14 protein-coding genes and 2 pseudogenes are annotated in these 18597 nt (G+C 73.0%); 5 read left to right on the top strand and 11 right to left on the bottom strand.

Features of this window, described 5'->3' with window-relative positions:
- Nucleotides 1-168: 168 nt before the first annotated feature.
- From O7619_RS30150 to nrdR, 3 genes and pseudogenes are all read right to left on the bottom strand, one after another.
- Nucleotides 169-1005, bottom strand: a pseudogene (locus O7619_RS30150) (LAGLIDADG family homing endonuclease); the annotation flags it as partial.
- A gap of 45 nt (nucleotides 1006-1050) precedes the next feature.
- Nucleotides 1051-1503: pseudogene (locus tag O7619_RS30145) on the bottom strand (vitamin B12-dependent ribonucleotide reductase); the annotation flags it as partial.
- Between the two features lie 65 nt (nucleotides 1504-1568).
- Complete coding sequence (gene nrdR / locus O7619_RS11760; RefSeq protein WP_282287605.1) at nucleotides 1569-2069, bottom strand: transcriptional regulator NrdR; 501 nt, start codon at nucleotides 2067-2069, stop codon at nucleotides 1569-1571.
- A 344-nt stretch (nucleotides 2070-2413) separates the two neighbouring features.
- Between nrdR and O7619_RS11755 the strand changes: the two genes are divergently transcribed.
- Nucleotides 2414-3409 carry an aminoglycoside phosphotransferase family protein gene (locus tag O7619_RS11755; protein WP_282287603.1) on the top strand — a complete coding sequence of 332 codons (996 nt, stop codon included), beginning with the start codon at nucleotides 2414-2416 and terminating at the stop codon, nucleotides 3407-3409.
- Between the two features lie 142 nt (nucleotides 3410-3551).
- Complete coding sequence (lexA, locus tag O7619_RS11750; protein WP_282287600.1) at nucleotides 3552-4334, top strand: transcriptional repressor LexA; 783 nt, start codon at nucleotides 3552-3554, stop codon at nucleotides 4332-4334.
- A 54-nt stretch (nucleotides 4335-4388) separates the two neighbouring features.
- Here lexA and O7619_RS11745 read toward each other — a convergent pair whose 3' ends face one another.
- On the bottom strand, nucleotides 4389-6104 hold the full coding sequence (locus O7619_RS11745; protein WP_282287599.1) for a hypothetical protein: 1716 nt from the start codon (nucleotides 6102-6104) through the stop codon (nucleotides 4389-4391).
- A 50-nt stretch (nucleotides 6105-6154) separates the two neighbouring features.
- Complete coding sequence (hflX, locus tag O7619_RS11740) at nucleotides 6155-7645, bottom strand: GTPase HflX (RefSeq protein WP_282287598.1); 1491 nt, start codon at nucleotides 7643-7645, stop codon at nucleotides 6155-6157.
- A 171-nt stretch (nucleotides 7646-7816) separates the two neighbouring features.
- Here hflX and O7619_RS11735 point away from each other — a divergent pair, with 171 nt between their 5' ends.
- Nucleotides 7817-9289, top strand: coding sequence for an NAD-dependent malic enzyme (locus O7619_RS11735; RefSeq protein ID WP_282287597.1), 1473 nt, complete (start codon nucleotides 7817-7819; stop codon nucleotides 9287-9289).
- 49 nt (nucleotides 9290-9338) lie between these two features.
- Here O7619_RS11735 and dapF read toward each other — a convergent pair whose 3' ends face one another.
- The 3 genes from dapF to O7619_RS11720 are packed head-to-tail and all read right to left on the bottom strand — an operon-like array spanning nucleotide 9339 to nucleotide 11813.
- Nucleotides 9339-10184 (bottom strand): diaminopimelate epimerase, encoded by an 846-nt coding sequence (gene dapF, locus O7619_RS11730; RefSeq protein WP_282287596.1) that lies wholly within the window; start codon nucleotides 10182-10184, stop codon nucleotides 9339-9341.
- A 7-nt stretch (nucleotides 10185-10191) separates the two neighbouring features.
- Nucleotides 10192-11097, bottom strand: coding sequence for a tRNA (adenosine(37)-N6)-dimethylallyltransferase MiaA (miaA, locus tag O7619_RS11725; protein ID WP_282287594.1), 906 nt, complete (start codon nucleotides 11095-11097; stop codon nucleotides 10192-10194).
- Nucleotides 11094-11813 (bottom strand): hypothetical protein, encoded by a 720-nt coding sequence (locus O7619_RS11720; RefSeq protein ID WP_282287593.1) that lies wholly within the window; start codon nucleotides 11811-11813, stop codon nucleotides 11094-11096. The genes miaA and O7619_RS11720 overlap by 4 nt, the downstream gene beginning before the upstream one ends.
- Nucleotides 11814-12013: 200 nt before the next feature.
- Here O7619_RS11720 and O7619_RS11715 point away from each other — a divergent pair, with 200 nt between their 5' ends.
- Both O7619_RS11715 and O7619_RS11710 read left to right on the top strand, forming a co-directional pair.
- A complete protein-coding gene (locus tag O7619_RS11715; protein ID WP_282287591.1) occupies nucleotides 12014-13222 on the top strand; it encodes a DUF349 domain-containing protein in 1209 nt (402 codons plus the stop codon).
- A gap of 344 nt (nucleotides 13223-13566) precedes the next feature.
- On the top strand, nucleotides 13567-15198 hold the full coding sequence (locus O7619_RS11710) for a cellulase family glycosylhydrolase (protein ID WP_282287590.1): 1632 nt from the start codon (nucleotides 13567-13569) through the stop codon (nucleotides 15196-15198).
- Nucleotides 15199-15301: 103 nt separating this feature from the next.
- On the opposite strand, the gene miaB is transcribed toward O7619_RS11710, so the two are convergent.
- The 3 genes from miaB to selD form a co-directional block, all read right to left on the bottom strand.
- A complete protein-coding gene (miaB, locus tag O7619_RS11705; RefSeq protein ID WP_282287589.1) occupies nucleotides 15302-16801 on the bottom strand; it encodes a tRNA (N6-isopentenyl adenosine(37)-C2)-methylthiotransferase MiaB in 1500 nt (499 codons plus the stop codon).
- Nucleotides 16802-16859: 58 nt separating this feature from the next.
- Nucleotides 16860-17339, bottom strand: coding sequence for a hypothetical protein (locus tag O7619_RS11700; protein ID WP_282287588.1), 480 nt, complete (start codon nucleotides 17337-17339; stop codon nucleotides 16860-16862).
- Between the two features lie 202 nt (nucleotides 17340-17541).
- A complete protein-coding gene (gene selD / locus O7619_RS11695) occupies nucleotides 17542-18531 on the bottom strand; it encodes a selenide, water dikinase SelD (RefSeq protein WP_282287587.1) in 990 nt (329 codons plus the stop codon).
- Nucleotides 18532-18597 lie beyond the last annotated feature (66 nt).

Here is an 18597-nt window from a genome sequence, read left to right as displayed (position 1 = left end):
GGCCAGGAACTCGCCGCTCTCCGTCTGGATGTCGTAGACCTCCATCGCGCCGATCGGCTCGATGTGGTCGATCTCCAACCGCTTGACGCCGTTGGCCGACCGGCCCGCCTTCGCGAAGCTCCGTTCGAGCTTGGCCATCTTCTCCGCGCCGACGAACCCGATGTGCGTGGCGAACAGGTCCCGGTCGCCGTCGTTCTGGATCCGGACCGTCCAGCAGTCGTTGCGGTCCGGACGCGGGTCCCGCTTGCGCGAGACACGGGAGAAGATCCCAAACCGCAACAGCAGGCTCTGTACGCCACGGATCAGCTTCTCCGAGACCATGTCCACCGCGACGAGCGTCGAGTTCTCCCGGGCCGACACGTAACCCTCGGCCTGGAAGATGCTGCGCAGATAACCGGCGACGACCGGCAGCGGCGCGGTGAACAGCCGCTCCGGCACGCTCATGTCGACGCCACGGGTGAGCAGATCCCACTTGTCCACGAACGGGCGCAGGTGCTCGCCGTAGAGCCGGGTACGCCGGCAGTCCAGTTGGTCGCTCTGTGTCTGCACGGTGCGCTCGTGCCGGTGGACGTCGGCGAAGACCTCGTCGAGGGTGCCGGTGACCCAGTCCAGCTCGTCGTCGTTGACGGTCATCGCCTCGATGGTCAGCGACCGGTTCGTGCCCTTGTCGTACTGGCCGACGAACCCGTCCGACTGCAGCCAGCCGGCCAGCGCGGCCTCACGGATCTCCCGTAGGTCGATCTCGCTCTCGCCGTAGGCGTACGTGCGGTGCCACTCGAGCTGGTCGCCCGGCTCCAGCGTGCCGGCCTCCACCCAGGCCCCGGTGCCGGCGCCGGTGCTCTTCCACACCACGTGGTCCGGAGTGACATCGAGGGTGTAACCCGCCTTGGTGTGCAGTCGGAGAACCTCGCGCACCCCGTTGGCCTTGACGGCCACGATGCTGGTCAGACCGTTGGCGTCGTACACCTTGGTGCCGACGGCCCCGTCCTCGACAAGCTTCCCGATCGGGACCAGCCCGGCCGGCGTGCTGACCAGCGAGTCGTACGGGAGGCAGGCGCTGACCTGCTGCGGAGACGGCGTGCCGACGTTGAACCAGACCGGCGAGTTGAAGCTGAACACCTGGTGCAGCAGCATCCAGGTCAGCTCGTGCGCGAACACCTCGGCGTCGGCCGGGGAGGCGAAGTAGCCGTACTCCTCACCGGCGGTGCGGTAGGTGTCGACCACCCGGTCGATGAGCTGCTTGAGCGACCACTCCCGTTCCGGGGTCCCCACCGCGCCCCGGAAGTATTTGGTGGTCACGATGTTGGCCGCGTTGACCGACCAGGACTCGGGGAACTCCACCCCGCGCTGCTCGAAGTTGATCGAGCCGTCCCGCCAGTTCGTCATCACGACGTCGCGGCGCTCCCAGGCGACCTCGTCGTAGGGATGCACCCCCGCGGTCGTCCAGACGCGCTCGATCTTCAGCCCCGCCCCGGCCTTGTTCCGTGACTTGCTTGTCGTCACGCCCTCGCCCCCTCGTCGGCACGGTCACCCACCGTGCCTGGTCACACTGTCGGAAATCAGAAATGTCAGCTGATCGCGCCGGCGGCGTCGGCCGCCGGCGCGCCGGCGCCCTCCCGGGCGCGCGCGGCGGCCCGCAGCGTCTCGATCTCGTGCTCGAAGTCGGCGAGCGAGTCGAAGGACCGGTAGACGCTGGCGAACCGCAGGTAGGCCACCTCGTCGAGATCACGCAACGGACCGAGGATGGCCAGCCCCACGTCGTGGCTGGGGATCTCGGCCGCCCCCTTGGCGCGTACGGTCTCCTCGACCTTCTGTGCCAGCAGCGCGATCGAGTCGTCGTCGACCGGTCGGCCCTGACACGCCTTGCGCACCCCGCCGATGATCTTCGTGCGGCTGAACGGCTCGGTCACCCCGCTGCGCTTGACCACCGCGAGCACCGCCTCCTCGACGGTGGTGAACCGCTTGCCGCACTCCGGGCAGGATCGCCGCCGTCGGATGAGCTGGCCGTCGTCGGCCTCCCGCGAGTCGACCACCCGGGAGTCGGCGTGCCGGCAGTACGGACACCGCATCGCCCGACCTCCTCGATCGCTCACGGGCGCGCCTACCGGCTCCCGGGCACGCGGCAACGCGGCGGAGTCATCCTTCGATGACCGTCGCCGGGTGCGCGAGATGGGAGTGCGTTCGGTAGTCGAACCCAACCTGTAGGCAACTTACGCCCGTGTCACTACTACATCTAGGGGTTGACCGTATGCCGTCCCCCAAGCGAGGTCAAGTTGGCCGGCGTGTCCGGCGCGTCACCCGCCGACGGTCCCAACGCCGCCCGGCCACCCCCGGTCACGGCACGCCGGGGTGGAACACCCGTTCGATTGGAAATCACCTCGCCGGGCCGGCGTCCACCGGCTAAGTTGCCGGCGTGAACGCAGACGTGATCGGCAGCGCGTGGGACGCGCCGGGGTGGCGGGAGTCCGCCTCGCGCTGGGTGGCGGAGCAGCTCGGCCGGCACGGCCGGCGGGTCACCGGGCCGGTGCAGGAGCGCGTACGCCCGTGGTCGCTGGTGTGGCGCGTGCCCACCGACGACGGCGACGCCTGGTTCAAGGCCAACAGCGACGGCACCCGGTACGAAGCAGGCGTGCTGGCCGCGCTGTCCCGACTGGCGCCCGGTCGCGTGCCGGAGCCGCTGGCGGTGGACGCCGGCCGGGGTTGGTCCCTGCTGCCGGAGGGCGGCCCCACCCTCCGCGACGTGCTGGCCGGCGAGCCCGATCCGGGGCGCTGGGAGCGCATCCTCCCCCTGTACGCCGACCTTCAGCGGGTGAGCGCCGCGCACGCCGGTGAGCTGCTCGCCCTCGGCCTGCCCGACCACCGGCCACAGGTGCTGCCCGGGCTCTTCACCGACCTGCTCGGTGACACCGACGCGCTGCTGCTCGGCCGGGACGGCGGGCTCACGCCGGAGTGTCACGCCCGGCTGCGCGCCCACGCCGACCGCTACGCGCGGGACTGCCGGCGGCTCGCCGACCTCGGGGTCGAGCCGACCGTGCAGCACGACGACCTGCACGACGGCAACGTCTTCGTCACCGTCGACGGCCCGCGCTTCTTCGACTGGGGGGACGCCTCCCTCGCCCACCCGTTCGGCACCCTGCTGGTGACGCTGCGCTCGGTCGCGCACGCCTTCGAACTGCCCGCGGGCGACCCGGCGTTGCTCCGCCTGCGGGACGCGTACCTGGAGGCGTGGACCGACCGGCACGACCGGGCCGCCCTGCGGGAGGCGGCGGCCCTGGCGACGACCGTGACCACGGTCAGCCGCTCGCTGTCCTGGCGACGGGCCCTGCCGCCGGTCGACCCGGCCCGCGCCGAGTACGCCGCCGCCGTCCCGGGTTGGCTGGAGGAACTGTTCGCGCCGGCTCCGCTCTGACCTCCGCCGCACCCGATTTCCGGCGCGACACGCCAACGTCAGGTCGTACAGATGTTTGAAAAAGGCCGATCTTACCGATACGGTCGGACCATCTGCACCACGAGCCGACGAGGCACCCAGCGCCGACCAGGGAGGGACGGACGTGACCGAGGACCGGGCCAGCCGGCAGAAGAACCCGCAGCCGATCGACGGGGCGGGCCCGCCGGCGTCCCGTCGCCCCCGCACCGCCCGCAGCCGTGCCGTCCAGCCCGCGGTGCGCCCGGTCACCCCGGTGGTCAGCAGCTTCCCCGACCCGGCGACGGTCGACCTCACCGCCCGGCAGCGTCGGATCCTGGAGTTCATCCGCACCTGGGTCGAGCGTCACGGCTACCCGCCGAGCGTGCGCGAGATCGGCGAGGCCGTCGGCCTGGTCTCCCCGTCCAGCGTCGCCTACCAGCTCAAGGAGCTGGAGAAGAAGGGCTTCCTGCGCCGCGACCCGAACCGGCCGCGCGCGGTCGACGTCCGGGCCCCCAGCGACGTCGACGACGAGGCCGCCCGGGCGCAGCGTCCCGCCCCGGCCTACGTGCCGATGCTGGGCCGGATCGCCGCCGGTGGGCCGATCCTCGCCGAGCAGGCCGTGGAGGACATCTTCCCCCTCCCCCGCGAGTTGGTCGGCGAGGGTGAGGTCTTCATGCTCCAGGTCAAGGGCGACTCGATGCTCGACGCGGCGATCTGCGACGGCGACTGGGTGGTCGTGCGGCAGCAGCCCAACGCCGAGGTCGGCGACATCGTGGCGGCCATGCTCGACGGTGAGGCGACGGTGAAGACCTATCGGCGGCGCGACGGGCACGTCTGGCTGATGCCGCAGAACCCGGCTTTCGACCCGATTCCCGGCGACGACGCCACCATCATGGGCCGCGTGGTCGCGGTGCTGCGCCGGATCTGACCCACCGACGGCAGAAGGGGTGACCGCAGGCGGTCACCCCTTCTGCGCGTCGTCTCAGTAGCGGTCGCCCCGGTGCTCCCGGCCACCGGAGACCGGCCCGTACCCGCCGTGGCCGTCGTCGCGGCGGGCGCCGCGCGGACCCGGGTCCCGGCGCGGCGGCTCGGCCCGGCCGCCGTCGCCCCGCCGGCCCCCGCCGCCGGGCTGCCCGTGGTAGCCGGCGCTTCCCGGGCCGCCGCCACGGCCGCCCGGACGGGCACCGCCCTGACCGCCGCCTCCACCGCCGTAGACACCGCCCTGGCCGGCCCGATCCCCGCCGCCACCGCCGTAGACACCGGCGCCCGGCGCGCCGCCGCCCGGGGGACGGCCTCCCTGGGGGGCGCCACCGCCGTGGGGACGGCCACCGCCCTGGGGACGCCCGCCCTGGACGCCACCGCCGCCCGGCGGACGGCCACCGCCCTGCGCCCCGCCGTGCGGCGCGCCGCCGTAGACCGCGCCGCCCGGGGGCCGACCACCGCCGTAGACCCCGCCGGCCGCCGGCCGGTTGCCGTTCGCGGCGCCGCCGTAGACGCCACCGCGCGCCGGCGCGTCGGGCCGGTTGCCGGGCGGGAAGCCGCCACCCACCGGGAACTCACCACTGCGCTCGGGCTCGACGGGCACCGGCCTGCGCCGGGCCCGCAGGATGCCGAACACACCGGCGCCGACCAGGAGCGCGCCGAGCACCCCGACCGCGGCGATCAGGTAGGTGATCTCGTCCAGCGAGAGCCCTTCCAGCCAGGACTTCTGCGCGGCCGGCTTGGTGTCGACGTTGCCGCCGTTGGGCAGCGCCTCCACCCCGGTGGTCGCCGGCGTGTAGGCGAGGACGTCGATCGGGTCCGCGTCGTCGAGCGAGCCGCCGTCGGAGACGGTGACGAACGACTTGCCGTCGGGCGTGTAGGAGATGGCCTCGCCGAACGGATCGGCAAGCGGGGTGACCCGGGGCTTGCCGCCGGTCAGCGCCTTGACGATGTCGCCGCCGGCCACGTCGAACTCGAACGCGTCCGCGTACGTGCGGATCACGACCTTGCCGCCGTCCGGTGCGCGACCGGCGCCGGTGACGAGCGCCCGGCCGGGCGCGCCGAGCTTGTTCTCGGTGTTGGTCTTGGGCAGCGTGAACTCGCCGACCTTCTTCATCGGGACCGGCTCGAGATCGCCGCCGGCCTTCAGCTTCACCGTCGGCGTGAAGATCTCCGACGTGCCGGAGAGGTCCTTGGTGATCACCAGCGGCATGCCGTCGTCACCGACGAGCAGCGCCTCGGCGTCGTGCGGCTCCTTGCCCGGATAGCTGAGTCGGTGCAGGACCGGCTCCTTCGACCCGCTCAGCGGCATCGTCCAGACCGCGACGCGCTCCCGCCGGGTCTTCTTCTCGATGTTGTCGCCGGTGTCGGCGATCCAGAGCGTCTTGCGGTCCGGCCCGAGCGCCAGGTCCTCGGTGTCGAGGGGGCCGTCACCGGAGTATCGGACCTCCTTGTCGACCTTGCACTTGGTGGTCAGGTAGAAGACCCGCTTGCGGCTGGGATCGTCGGAGCCGTCGTTGATGACGACGTAGCCGTCGCTGGTGGCGACCAGGCCGGACAGCTCGCGAAGGCGGTCGTCGGAGACCGTGCACTTCTTCTTGGGAGCCGCAGCCAGGACCGGGGCCGCGCCCTGCGCCGCCAGTGCCGGCCCGGCCGGCGCCACGACCGCGCCGACCAGGCCGAGCGCGAGCGTGACCGAGGAGACAACGTGCCGCATGGCGCTCAGTGTCGCACGACCCCGGTTTCCGCCGGGTGACGCCGGACGGCTCACCGCCCGGCGCCCACCCGTTCGTCGCTGGTGAGTCGATCCCCCGCCCGGTAGGGGGCCAGCTCGGCGGCGAGCGCCTGGCCCACCCGCACGTGCAGCAGCGTGCCCTCGGGCAGGTGTGCGGTGCTGAGCACCTCACCCTGTCGGTGCACCCGGGCGACCAGGTCGCCCCGGTCGTACGGGAGCACCGCGCGGACCTCGACGGCGGGCCGCGGCAGCAGCCGCTCGATCGCCGCGCGCAGCTCGTCGATCCCGCGCCCGCGGTGCGCGGAGACGAACACCGCCTCCGGCCAGAGCCGCTTGAGCCGCAGCATCGTCTCCTCGTCGGTGGCGTCGGTCTTGTTGACCACGAGCAGCTCCGGCAGCCGGTCGGCGCTCACCTCGGCGAGCACCTCGCGGACCGCGCGCACCTGCTCCTCCGGGTCCGGGTGGGTGCCGTCGACCACGTGCACCACCAGGTCGGCGTCGCCGACCTCTTCGAGCGTCGAGCGGAACGCCTCGACGATCTGGTGCGGCAGGTGCCGGACGAAACCGACCGTGTCGGAGAGCGTGTAGAGCCGGCCGTCCGAGGTGGTGGCCCGGCGGGTGGTCGGGTCCAGCGTGGCGAACAGCGCGTTCTCCACCAGCACGCCCGCCCCGGTGAGGCGGTTGAGCAGGCTGGACTTGCCGGCGTTGGTGTAGCCGGCGATGGCCACCGCGGGCACCGCGTTGCGGGAGCGCCGGGCGCGCTTCGTCTGTCGTACCGTGGTCATGCCCTTGATCTCGCGGCGCAGCCGCGCGATGCGGTGCCGGATGCGCCGTCTGTCGGTCTCGAGCTTGGTCTCACCGGGGCCGCGCAGGCCCACGCCGCCGCCGGCGCCGCCGCCCCGACCGCTACCACCGGTCTGCCGGGAGAGCGCCTCGCCCCAACCGCGCAGGCGCGGCAGCAGGTATTCGAGCTGGGCCAGCTCGACCTGCGCCTTGCCCTCCTTGCTCTTGGCGTGCTGGGCGAAGATGTCCAGGATCAGCGCGGTGCGGTCGACCACCTTGACCTTGGTGCGCTGTTCGAGGTTGCGCAGTTGCGACGGGGAGAGTTCACCGTCGCAGATCACCGTGTCGGCGCCGGTGGAGAGCACCACCGCGCCCAGGTCGTCGACCTTGCCGCGACCGATGTAGGTCGCCGGGTCCGGCCGGTTACGGCGCTGGATCAGGCCCTCGAGCACCTGCGAGCCGGCCGTCTCGGCCAGCGCCGCGAGCTCGGTCAGGCTGTTTTCCGCGTCGGACTGGGCGCCCTCGGTCCAGACCCCCACCAGGACCACCCGCTCCAGCCGGAGTTGGCGGTATTCGACCTCGGTGACGTCTGTCAGCTCGGTGGAGAGGCCGGGGACCCGCCGCAGCGCCTGCCGCTCCGACAGCTCGTAGTCACCGGTGGTGGTGTCGAGCTCGTCGTCCTCGAAGGGATGGAAGGTCTCCTGCTCGCGCAAACCGCGTCTCCTGTCCGTTATGTGCATCGCCGGGAATTTTCGGCGCGTGCCCGCAATCCTGACATGTGGCAACGCCTGACGCACCCGTGTTATGCCCGTGGCGCTACCCACCGGTAGCGAGCCCGGATGCCGGCCGACCTGGCCGGGCGGGTAGAAATGCCAGTCGAGCCGCTCAGCGTCGACGGAGGAGTAATTTTCGTGGCCATCACCCGACTGCCGAGTGCCGGATTCTCGATCACGATCCGGATCGCGGTGCCCGCAGACGCCTCCTCCATCGGCCGCCTGACCACCGCGGCGGGCGAGGCCGGCGCGATCGTGACCGCACTCGACGTGGTCGACTCCGACCCGACGAACGTGATCGTCGACCTCACCTGCGACACCGCCGACGCCACCCACGCCGACCAGGTCGTCGACGCGCTCACCGGGCTCGACGGGGTGGACGTGCGCAAGGTCTCCGACCGCACGTTCCTGCTGCACCTCGGCGGCAAGATCGAGGTGAGTTCCAAGGTCGCGCTCCGCAACCGTGACGAGCTGTCGCGGGCGTACACCCCGGGGGTGGCCCGGGTCTGCATGGCGATCGCGGAGAACCCGGCGGACGCCCGCCGGCTCACCATCAAGCGCAACACGGTGGCCGTGGTCAGCGACGGCTCGGCCGTGCTCGGCCTGGGCAACCTCGGGCCGGCCGCCTCACTGCCGGTGATGGAGGGCAAGGCGGCGCTGTTCAAGCGCTTCGGCGGGGTGGACGCCTGGCCGGTGGTGCTGGACACCCAGGACACCGACGAGATCGTGGCGATCGTCAAGGCGATCGCGCCCGCGTACGGCGGGATCAACCTGGAGGACATCGCCGCGCCGCGCTGCTTCGAGATCGAGGCCCGGCTGCGCGAGGCGCTTGACATCCCGGTCTTCCACGACGACCAGCACGGCACCGCGATCTGCGTGCTGGCCGCGCTGACCAACGCGCTGCGCGTGGTGGGCAAGCAGCTCGCGGACGTCCGGGTCGTGGTCTCCGGCGCCGGCGCCGCCGGCACCGCGATCATGAAGCTGCTGCTGCGCCAGGGCGTGGGCGACATCATCGCGTACGACCGGCAGGGGGCCCTGCACCGCGGCCTGCCCGGCCTGAACCCGGCCTGGCAGTGGCTGGCGGAGAACACCAACAAGGAGAGCTACGCCGGTGACCTGGCCGGCGCGGTCCGCGGCGCGGACGTGTTCATCGGGGTGAGCGCGCCGAACCTGCTCACCGGTGACGACGTCGCCGCGATGGCGAAGGACGCGATCGTCTTCGCGCTCGCCAACCCGGACCCGGAGGTGGACCCGCGGGAGGCGCGCAAGCACGCCGCCGTGGTGGCCACCGGCCGCTCGGACCAGCCGAACCAGATCAACAACGTGCTCGCCTTCCCGGGCGTGTTCCGCGGCATGCTCGACGCGCACGCCGAGGAGTTCACCGAGGAGATGGCGATCGCGGCGGCCCGGGCGATCGCGGACGTGGTCGGCGAGGAGAAGATCAACCCGACGGTGATCGTGCCGAGCGTCTTCGACGCGCGGGTCGCCCCCGCGGTGGCCGCCGCGGTGCGCGCCGCCGCCCAGAACCCGGCCGTGACGCCGCCGCCGGCCGCCGACCCGGGTCCGTCCGACCTCCCCGAGATCGCCGCCAACGCCAGCGCCACGCCCTGACCGCTCCCGCCCCCGCGAGCGCCGAGGGGGAGGCCGGCGGGAACGCCGGTCAGGGGCGCGGCGCGTCCAGGGTGAGGGTTCCGGTCGCCACCAGCACGGCCGGGCCGGCGAGCCAGCAGGAGTCGGCGGTCACCGTGACCGTGAGGCGGCCACCCGGGACGTCCACCGCCACGATGCCGGTGTCCCGGCCGGCGTCGCGCAGGGCCACCGCCGCCACCGCGCAGGCCCCGGTGCCGCAGGACAGCGTCTCGGCCGAACCCCGCTCGTAGACCCGCATCAGCACGTGCCCGTCGGTGCCGTCGACCGGCTCGCCCGGCGTGGTGAACTCGACGTTCACCCCGGTCGGGAACGCCGCCGCGTCGACCTCGGGGGCCCGGCTGAGGTCCAGACCGGCCAGGTCCAGCGCGGCGGGAAGCGCGCACACCAGGTGCGGGTTGCCCACGTCCACCGCCGTGCCGGTCAGGGTCAGCCCGCCGAGCGTGGCGGTGGACGTGTCGTACAGCCGGGGGCGGCGCATCTCGACCGCCACGTCCGCGCCCTCGACGCGGGCCCGCACCAGGCCGGCGCGGGTGGCCACCGGCAGCGTCCCGTCCGTGGGGGCGACCAGGCCGGTCTCCAGGAGGTAGCGCACGAACACCCGGGCGCCGTTGCCGCACATCTCGGCGAACGAGCCGTCGGAGTTCCAGTAGTCCATGAACCACCCGGCCTCGCCGGCGAGCGCGACGCCGTCGGGGTGCTTCGCGGCGCGTACCACGCGCAGCACGCCGTCGCCGCCGAGCCCGCGCCGCCGGTCGCAGAGCGCGGCGACCAGGTCGGGCGTCAGGTCGAGCGCGCCGTCCGGGTCGGGCAGGATGACGAAGTCGTTGCCGGTGCCGTGCCCCTTGGTGAACTCCACGCCCCCATCATTCCCGATCCCCGGCGGCGATCCGCAGCGCCGTGTCGACGAACCCGGGGGCGGCCGAGTCGAGCCAGCGCACCCGCGGGTCGCGCCGGAACCACGAGCGCTGCCGGCGGACGAAACGCCGGGTGGCGCGGATCGTCTCCTCGTGCGCCTGCGCCTCGGTCAGCTCGCCGGCGAGGAAGCGCAGCACCTGCTGGTAGCCGAGCGCGCGGCTGGCCGTCCGCCCCGCCGGCAGCCCCTGCCCGACGAGCGCGCGGACCTCGTCGACCAGGCCGTCGGCCCACATCCGGTCCACCCGCAGCGCGATCCGCTCGTCCAGCCGGGCGGTGTCCAGGTCGACCCCGAGCTGCACGGACGGGTAGTACGGCGTGGGCGCGGGCAGCGACGCGGTGAACGGCGCGCCGGTCAGCTCGATCACCTCCAGCGCCCGGACGATCCGCCGGCCGTTGCCGGGCAGGATGCCGGCCGCCGCCTCCGGGTCCGCCTCGGCCAGGCGGGCGTGCAGCGGACCCGGGCCGACCGCGGTCAGCTCCGCCTCCAGCCGCGCCCGCAGCGCCGGGTCGGTGCCGGGGAACTCGAACCGCTCCAGCACCGCCCGCACGTAGAGCCCGGAGCCGCCGACGAGCAGCGGCACCCGGCCCCGGGCCAGGATGTCGTCGACCGCCGCGCGGGCCAGCTTCTGGTATTCGGCGACGCTCGCCGGCTCGGTCACCGGCCAGATGTCCAGCAGGTGGTGCGGCACGCCCTCCCGTTCGGCCGGGGTCAGCTTGGCGGTGCCGACGTCCATGCCCCGGTAGAGCTGCATCGAGTCGGCGTTGACCACCTCGCCGTCGAGCGCGTGCGCCAGCGCGATGCTCAGCGCCGACTTGCCGGCCGCGGTCGGCCCGACCACCGCGACGACCGTCATGACCGCTCCCAGTTCGCCACGAAGTAGGCAACGCCGTAGGGCGCGGCGTGGTAGCTCAGGTCGCCCCGCCAGTCGCCGCCCGCCGCGCCGACCGCGCCGGCCAGCACCTGCCAGGCGGCCCGCCCGGCGGCCCGCAGTTCGCCGGAGAGCACCGGGTCCAGGCCGCGCAGGGCGTCGGCGTCCGCCCCGGCCAGGGCCGTCGCGACCCCCTCGTCGTACGCCGGCGCGCGCGGATCGTCGTACCCCGGCGACGTGACGCCCCGGCAGGCGGACCCGTCGCCGAGCACGAGCAGCGCGACCCGCGGATCGTCGTCGGCGATCAGGCCCGCGCCGAACGCCGCGCACTCCAGCGGTGCGGCGTCGTGCGCCACCGACCGGGCCAGCCGGGGCAGCCCCGTGCCGGAGCGGTTCAGCAGCCACGCGCCGATGGTCAGGCTCAGCGGCAGGCGGTCCCCGCCGGCGCAGTTGACCTTCCACAGCCGCACGTGGCGGTCCAGCCCGTACGGACGCAGCGAGCCGTGCTCGGCGGCGTTGAACCGGACGGTCTCCGGTCCCCCGCCGACGAGCACAATCGCCTCGGGCCCGGCGGCGAGCAGCCGGGTCACCGCCGCGTCGGCGGCGGCCCGCAGGTCGTCCAGCTCCGGCGCGGCGGCGCCGGCCAGCTCGGGTACGAGCAGCGGCGGATGGGGGCAGACGGCGGCGGCGACCAGGGGCACGACCCCAACCTATCGGGGCGTCCCGGTGCGTCCCCGCGCCGATCCGGCCATCGAGGGCGTACGACACCGTATGGTCACGGTCGACGACAGGCGCTCGACACGGACGGGGGCGGACCTGTGACAATGCCGGGAGAAAGTTTGCTGCGCCGTGGCGGCGTCGAGGGCGGTCCCCCCGACGTCGGGAGAACGAGGATGGGCACATGAGCGACTGGACTGCCTTCGGACGGGTGGACGAGGACGGCACCGTCTACGTCAAGACCGGCGACGGCGAGCGGGTGGTCGGATCCTGGCAGGCGGGAGCCCCGGAGGAAGGGCTCGCTCACTTCGCCCGACGCTTCGCCGACCTGGTGACCGAGGTGGACCTGACCGAGGCCCGGCTCAACTCGGGGGCGGCGGACGCCGGCCACTCCCTGACCACGATCCGCCGGATCCGGGCGTCGCTGCCCGAGGCGCACGTGGTGGGCGACATCGATGCCCTGGCCGCCCGGCTGGACAAGCTGGCCACGGTCGCCGAGGAGAAGGCCGGCGAGGCCAAGGCGGCCCGTGAGGCCGCCCGGGGCGAGGCCCTCGCGCGCAAGACGGCCCTGGTCGAGGAGGCCGAGAAGCTCGCCGCCGAGTCGACCGGCTGGAAGACCGCGGGCGACCGGCTCAAGGAGATCCTCGACGAGTGGAAGACGATCCGCGGCGTCGACAAGAAGGCCGACGGCGAGCTGTGGAAGCGGTTCGCGGCGGCCCGGGACGGCTTCACCCGCCGCCGGGGTGCCCACTTCGCCTCCCTCGACCAGCAGCGCAAGCAGGCGCAGACGGTCAAGGAGGAGTTGGTCGCCGAGGCGGAGAAGCTCAAGGAGTCGACCGACTGGGGCGTCACCGCCGGCCAGCTCAAGGACCTGATGGCCCAGTGGAAGGCCGCGCCGCGCGCCGCCAAGGAGGCCGAGCAGAAGCTCTGGGAACGGTTCCGGGCCGCGCAGGACGAGTTCTTCACCCGGCGCAGCGAGGTCTTCTCCGCCCGGGACAACGAGCAGCGGGCCAACCTGGAGCGTAAGCAGGCGCTGCTGGCCGAGGCCGAGGCGCTCGACGTGGACGGCGACCCGAAGGGCGCCCAGGCGAAGCTGCGGGAGATCCAGGCGCAGTGGCACGAGGCCGGCCGGGTGCCCCGCGAGGCGGCTGCCGGCCTGGAGCGCCGGCTGCGGGTCGTGGACGACAAGGTCCGCGAGGTGATGGACTCCGCGTGGCGGCGCACCTCCAAGGAGGACAACCCGCTGCTGGCGCAGATGCGCGCCCAGGTGGCCGAGGCCGAGGACCGCCTGGCCCGGGCACAGGCCGCCGGCGACGCCCGCCGCATCAAGGAGGCCGAGCAGGCCCTCACGTCGAAGCGCCAGTTCCTCCAGCTCGCCGAACAGGCCGGCTGACCCCCTCACCCCTGTTTCCACTCCCGCTGATTCACGGAAAGAGTGCCTATTCCGCGCCGGATAGGCACTCTTTCCGTGAATCAGCGCGTCCGGGGGCGGGAGGGGGTGCGTATTGACGGGTGGGGGCGGGCTGATCAGAATGGGCGTCGGAGCTTGGGTTCCGGCGGGAGGGCGTCGACGGTTTTGACTTCGCCGTTGAGGGTCGCCGGGTGAACTTCGCGAGTGGCCGTCCACGTGACCGGCCCGGCGCGCGCTGTGCGCGTACTCGATGACGAGCGGGTCGGGCCTCCTGGTCCTGCCGCCCGCGGCGCCCAAGCGGCGCGGGCATCCGAAGTGGAGCACCCATGCACCGACGCACCGCCCTCGGCGGCGCCCTGACCGCGCTCGCCACCGCCGCGGCCGGCATCCTCGTCGCCGCGACCGTCAGCACCACCCCGGCCGTCGCGGCGGCCAGCGGCACCGGCACCGGCTACCTGCACACCAGCGGCAACAAGATCGTCGACAGCACCGGCGCGACCGTCCGGCTGACCGGCATCAACTGGTTCGGCATGGAAACCGACAACAAGACGTTCCACGGACTGTGGTCGAGCAACCCGTGGCGCGGCCAACTCGACACCATGGCCCGGCTCGGCTACAACACGCTGCGCATCCCGTACTCGAACGACTCCGTCAAGCCCGGCGCGACGGCGACCGGGATCAACGACTTCGTCAACCCGGACCTGATCGGGCTCTCCCCGTTGCAGATCCTGGACAAGGTCATCGACTACGCGGGCAGCAAGGGGATGCGGGTCATCCTGGACCGGCACCGGCCGACCTCGGCCGGGCAGTCGCCGCTCTGGTACACCTCGGGCGTCTCCGAGGCGACCTGGATCAACGACTGGAAGACGATGGCCCAGCGGTACGCGAACAACCCGACGGTGATCGGCGCGGACCTGCACAACGAGCCGCACGCCGAGGGCACCAACCCGGCCGCCACCGGCGCGTGCTGGGGCTGCGGCGACACCACCCGCGACTGGCGGCTCGCCGCCGAGCGGGCCGGCAACGCCATCCTCGGCGTGCAGCCGAACTGGCTGATCTTCGTGGAGGGCGTGAGCTGCCCGAGCGGCGGGCTGTCGAACGTCTGGGACAACGACCCCAGCAACGACGAGGACTGCGGCTGGTGGGGCGGCAACCTCTCCAAGGCCGGGCAGTTCCCGGTGCGGCTGAACGTGGCCAACCGGCTGGTCTACTCGCCGCACGAGTACGCCACCTCGGTCTACCGGCAGGCCTGGTTCGACGACCCGAGCTACCCGGCGAACATGCCGGCCATCTGGGACCACTACTGGGGCTACCTCTACAAGCAGAACATCGCGCCGATCATGATGGGCGAGTTCGGCACCACCCTCCAGGACCCGAAGGACAAGATCTGGCTGGAGAACCTGATGGCCTACACCGGCACCGGGGTCAACGGCATGTCCTTCACCTACTGGTCGTGGAACCCGAACTCGGGTGACACCGGCGGCATCGCCAACGACGACTGGACCACTGTCAACCAGGCCAAACAGTCCATCCTCCAGCCGTACCTGATCCCGCCCTCCGGCAACGGCGGCACCACCAGCCCGTCGCCCACCGGCACCCCGAACACCTCACCGGCGCCGACCACGCCGGCACCGACCACGCCGGCACCGACCGGCGGCTGCACCGCCACCTACAAGCAGATCAACGCCTGGGCCGGCGGCTTCCAGGGCGAGCTGACCGTGAAGAACACCGGCACCGGCGCGGTCAACCCATGGTCGGTCACCTGGACCTGGCCGTCCGGGGTCACGCTCCAGAGTGGCTGGAACGCCACCGTCACGCAGTCCGGCACCACCGTCACGGCCGCCGCGCCGGGCTGGTCGCCGTCGCTGGCGGCGGGGGCGTCGGTCACCGTCGGCTTCACCGCCAACGGCACCGCCGCAGCTCCCGCCACCGTAAAGCTCAACAGCGCCACCTGCTGAGGGTGTAAGGAGGGGCCCCCTTTTAACGCATTCGGTAGAGGAAGGGGCCCCGCTTAACACGAGGTGTTAAGCGGGGCCCCTTCCTAACGTCCGGGCGGCGGGGTCAGCGGGCGGCGCAACCGCCGGTGGGGGCGGGCGGCGCGGCCGGCGCGCCGACCGTCGGCAGCCCGAGCAGCACCCCGGGGGTACGCGGAGCCCGCCCCGCCTCGGCCGCGTCCCCGGCCCGGGTACGCCGGTGCGCCAGCGGGGCACCGTCGGCGTTGAGGTGGTGCGGCGCCGCGTACGTGACGACGGTGTGCACGATGTCGCCGGGGCGGATCCGCCCGGCCAGCTCGCCGGTGGCGAAGTGCACCAGCCGGCCGTCGCGGGCGCGGCCGGACATCCGGCCGGTGCGCTCGTCCTTGCGCCCCTCGCCGACGGCCACGAGCACCTCGACGGTCTCGCCCACCAGCTTCCGGTTCTCCGCCCAGGTGATCTCCTCCACGCAGGCGACCAGCCGCTCGTAGCGCTCCTGCACGACAGGCTTGGGCAACTGGTCGTCCATGGTGGCGGCCGGGGTGCCGGGGCGCTTCGAGTACTGGAAGGTGAACGCCGAGGAGAACCGGGCGGCCCGGACCACGTCGAGGGTACGGGCGAAGTCGGCCTCGGTCTCGCCGGGGAAGCCGACGATGATGTCCGTGGTGATCGCCGCGTCCGGCATCGCCGCCCGGACCTTGTCGATGATCCCGAGGTAGCGCTCCGACCGGTACGAGCGGCGCATCGCGCGCAGCACGTCGTCGGAGCCGGACTGCAACGGCATGTGCAGCGAGTGGCAGACGTTCGGCGTCTCCGCCATGGCCGCGATCACGTCGTCGGTGAAGTCCTTCGGGTGCGGGCTGGTGAACCGGACCCGCTCCAGCCCGTCGATGTCGCCGCAGGCCCGCAGCAGCTTGCCGAAGGCGTACCGGTCGCCGAACTCGACGCCGTAGGAGTTGACGTTCTGCCCGAGCAGGGTCACCTCCAGCACGCCCTCGTCGACGAGCGCGCGCACCTCGGAGAGGACGTCGCCGGGACGGCGGTCCTTCTCCCGGCCGCGCAGCGCGGGCACGATGCAGAAGGTGCAGGTGTTGTTGCAGCCGACGGAGATGGAGACCCAACCGGCGTACGTCGACTCGCGCCGGGTCGGCAGCGTGGACGGGAAGACCTCGAGCGATTCGAGGATCTCCACCTCGGCGGCGGCGTTGTGCCGGGCCCGGTCCAGCAGCGCCGGCAGCGAGCCGATGTTGTGCGTGCCGAAGACCACGTCCACCCAGGGCGCCTTGCGGACGATCTCGCCGCGGTCCTTCTGGGCCAGGCAGCCGCCGACCGCGATCTGCATCCCGGGGTGCTTCGCCTTGACCGGGCGCAGGTGACCCAGGTTGCCGTAGAGCCGGTTGTCGGCGTTCTCCCGGACCGCGCAGGTGTTGAACACCACCACGTCGGGCTGGTCGTCGGCCTCGGCGGCCCGCACGTATCCGGCGTCCTCGAGGAGGCCGGAGATGCGCTCGGAGTCGTGCACGTTCATCTGGCAGCCGTACGTACGCACCTGGTAGGTGCGCGGGCTGCCCACGGCTGCGGTAGTCATGACCCGGACAGCGTATCCGGGTGACGCCGGGGCCCGCCCTCGGCGGTCCGGCGACGGGTCAGGCGGCGGCGAGCGCCGGCGCGACCGAGTCCGGCGCCCACCGGGAGCGGTGGCAGCGCGACCAGCCCCGGCAGCCGGGGTCGGCGAGCGTGCAGAGCCGCTGGTCGCTGAGGACCTCGCCGTCGTCGGTCTCGACCACGTCGAAGTGCACCGGGCGGATGGTGCCGTCCGGGGCGACGAGCAGGTGCCGGCCGGCGTCGAGCGTGTCGTCGCGCATCAGGCAGTTGCGGCCCAGCACCCGGGCCAGCGCCGCGATGGCGGGCAGCTCGGGCAGGCGTTCGGGGACGCCGTAGCAGTCGACCACCGTGCCGTACGCCCCGGGCGCCTCCCACACGTCGCAGACCACCGCGTACGCGGGAAGCCGGCCCGGGTCGGCGACGGCGAGGGGCATCACCACCCGGCCGAGCGCCTCGGCCATCGCCGGGTAGACCTCCACCGGCGCGCCGCCGTTGATTCTCCAGTTCCACAGCTCGGTCATGCCGCCTCCTCGCTGCGCTCGTCCCACCGGCCTCCGGATCGGGCCTTACTGACGATGGTGGGGGGCATTTAGCCTCAGCCGGGGGCAAGTTACCGGTCTGTGACCATTCCGGGCAAAATTTCCCTGGGCGACATTGCCCGGAGTAGCGGGAAGGTGACAGTTTATCGAGTATGGTGCCGGGTTCCCCGGGTTGCCGCGCCGGTCAACGGAGCTGGATCAGGTGATCCGAGGCGGGTCGCAGCTCCCCGATCACCGTGCCGCCCGGCACCTCGCCCGCCACCAGCAGCCCGCCCGAGGTCTGGGCGTCGGCGAGCAGCAGCCGCTCGGACTCGTCGGCCCCGCCGAAGTCGGTCCACGGCGTCACCCAGTCGAGGTTGCGGCGGGTGCCGCCACTGACGTACCCGTCCCGCAGCGCCTCCCGCGCGCCGGGCAGGTACGGCACCGCGGCGGTGTCGATCGCCACCGTGAGCCGGCTGGCCCGGGCCAGCTTCGAGGCGTGCCCGAGCAGCCCGAAGCCGGTCACGTCGGTGCCGCAGCGGATGCCGGCGGCCACCGCCGCCCGGGCGGCGTCCCGGTTGAGCCGGGCCATCGACTCGACCGCCTCGGGAAACCGCTCCCCGGTCTGCTTGTGCCGGGTGTTGAGCACGCCGACGCCGAGCGGCTTGGTCAGCGACAGCGGCAGCCCGGCCCGCCCGGCGTCCAGGGTGATCAGCTCCTCCGGCCGGACCACGCCGGTGACCGCCAGGCCGTACTTCGGGCCGTCGTCGTCGACGCTGTGCCCACCGGCCAGGTGACAGCCGGCCTCGTTCGCCACGTCCTGGCCGCCCCGCAGCACCTCGCGGGCCAACTCCAGCGGCAGCACCTCACGCGGCCAGCAGAGCAGGTTGAGCGCGACGAGCGGGGTGCCGCCCATGGCGTACACGTCGGAGAGCGCGTTCGCGGCGGCGATGCGGCCCCAGTCGTAGGCGTCGTCGACGACCGGGGTGAAGAAGTCGGCGGTGGTCACCAGGCCGGTGCGCGCGTCCAGCCGGACCACCGCGGCGTCGTCGCCGTTCTCCAGGCCGACCAGCAGGTCGGCCGTGCCGGCGCTCGGGCCGAGGCCGGCGACCATCGCCTCCAGCTCGCCCGGCGGGATCTTGCAGGCGCAGCCGCCGCCGCGGGCGTGTTCGGTCAGCCGGAACGTGTCGGTCATCGCCTCATGATCTCCGCCGGGGTACGCCAGCGCCACCCGGACGCGCGCCCGGGAACGGAATCCGGA

Source organism: Micromonospora sp. WMMD998 (genome assembly GCF_029581235.1).
In the GTDB taxonomy this organism is placed as follows: domain Bacteria; phylum Actinomycetota; class Actinomycetes; order Mycobacteriales; family Micromonosporaceae; genus Micromonospora.
The sequence above is the reverse complement of the archived record's forward strand: the minus strand, read 5'-3'. Positions and strand labels throughout refer to the sequence as shown.